Source organism: Kitasatospora sp. NPDC092286 (assembly GCF_044755565.1).
Classification (GTDB): domain Bacteria; phylum Actinomycetota; class Actinomycetes; order Streptomycetales; family Streptomycetaceae; genus Kitasatospora.
Genome location: NZ_JBIVRD010000120.1, coordinates 1 through 1,961, shown reverse-complemented (window position 1 = coordinate 1,961; position 1,961 = coordinate 1). Strand labels below are relative to the sequence as shown.

Below are 1,961 nucleotides of genomic sequence, written 5' to 3'. Positions count from 1 at the left end.
GACGACTGTGCGCCACGAACACTGAGGGAGGTTCCGGTGTAGAGACGGAAACTTCCGACGTGATGCTGCACTGGTGATGGAGGTAGGCCCTCCGGGACCGCCCACGCAGGGGGAGGTCTCAAACCACCGCAGGCTGCTCCGGTGAATGAGCCGGGGTGGTGAGCACTGCGGACAAGGCGCACTTGATGCGTCAGGTGTGAACCGAGAAGGCGAACGTGAGTGAACCACCGCCGAAGTGTCGAAAGCGTATGGATGGTTACCGAAACCGGGGTCCAGTTGTTGCCCCGGGATGAATCTGGCGGGTTCCTGTATTCCTGGCCAGGTGGTGCCCGGCATGAAGGTGGCGCGAGCTCGGTTCAGGCGTCGGTGCGGAACGTGGGAACCCCTCGCCGCGATGCTGCCGACGGCCGTGTTGACGGCTTGCCGGTGTCAAGGGAGAACCTCAAGCAGCTGAAACTGCAAGGGGGAGAGTACCGATGCGCGGCAGGGGGACGGACCGCCTCGTAGTAGTGCTGAAGCCCCTGTAATGGGGGTGGAGCGAAGGGGGCGGGTCGTCCTGGTCCTGTTTGGTGGTCAACCGGAGTTCCCGGGAGGAGCCAGGTGAACGGATCGAGGCCGCAGGCCGAGACCAAGGTCAAGTCGTTTGACATCCCCAAGTGGATGGTGTGGGAGGCATATCAGCGGGTCAAAGCCAACAAGGGTGCACCCGGGACGGACGGGGTGACGATCGAACGGTTCGAACAGGACCTGCAAGGCAACTTGTTCAAGCTGTGGAATCGCATGTCGTCCGGCTCGTACTTCCCTCCGGCCGTCAGAGCCGTGGAGATCCCCAAGGCGGGCGGACGAGGTGTCCGCGTGCTCGGGGTGCCCACCGTGGCCGACCGGATCGCTCAGACGGTGGCCGCAATGTATCTGGAGCGTCGGGTGGAGCCTGTGTTTCACCCAGACTCCTACGGCTATCGCCCCCGGCGGTCCGCGCTGGACGCGGTGGAGCAGTGCCGGCAGCGCTGCTGGAGAAGCGACTGGGTGGTCGATCTCGACATCCGGGCGTTCTTCGACAGCGTCGACCACGAGCTGATGCTCAAGGCGGTCGAACGGCACGTCGACGAGGACGGGAAGTGGGTTCTGCTCTACGTCCGGCGGTGGCTCATCGCGCCGCTGGCGAAGGCGGACGGGACGGTGCAGCAGCGGGATCGTGGGACTCCGCAGGGGTCGGCGATCTCGCCCGTGCTGGCGAATCTGTATCTGCACTACGCGTTCGATGTGTGGCTGACGCGGGAGTTCCCGCAGGTCACGTTCGAACGGTACTGCGATGATGCGGTGATCCACTGTCGCAGCGAGTGGCAGGCCCGCAAGGTGCGGGACGCCCTCGCGGCCAGGTTGGCGCAGGTCGGTCTGGAACTGCATCCGGACAAGACGCGCATCGTGTACTGCAAGGACGCCGACCGGCGGGGCTCGTACGAGCACACGTCGTTCACGTTCCTCGGGTACACGTTCCGGCCCAGGCTGGCCAAGAACCGGTTCGGGAAGCACTTCGTGAACTTCCTGCCCGCGGTCAGCAAGGAGGCGATCAAGGCGATGGGCAAGGAGATCCGTTCCTGGCACATCGCCCGGCGCAGCGACAAGTCACTGATGGACCTTGCGCGGATGTTCAACAGCATCGTGCAGGGCTGGATCAACTACTACGGGCGCTTCTACAAGTCCATGTTGTATCCGCTCCTGAGGCGCCTCAACGAACTGCTGGTTCGCTGGGCGTGCCGGAAGTACAAACGACTGCACCGCCGGGAGAAACGGGCCCGGGAACTGATGGCGGGCGCGGCCCGCCGCTACCCGAACCTGTTCGCCCACTGGCGGTTCGGACTCAAGCCTGACGGCTGGACGATGGGAGCCGTGTGAGCCGAGAGGCTCCCGCACGGTTCTGCGAGCGGCGGCGGGTGCAATTCCCGCCGCCGACTCACCTC

The 1,961-nt window shown here is 64.9% G+C and carries 1 protein-coding gene; it reads left to right on the top strand.

What is annotated here, in order from left to right:
* Positions 1-600 precede the first annotated feature (600 nt).
* Positions 601-1,896, top strand: coding sequence for a group II intron reverse transcriptase/maturase (gene ltrA / locus ACIQIB_RS39430; RefSeq protein ID WP_363614600.1), 1,296 nt, complete (start codon positions 601-603; stop codon positions 1,894-1,896).
* Positions 1,897-1,961 lie beyond the last annotated feature (65 nt).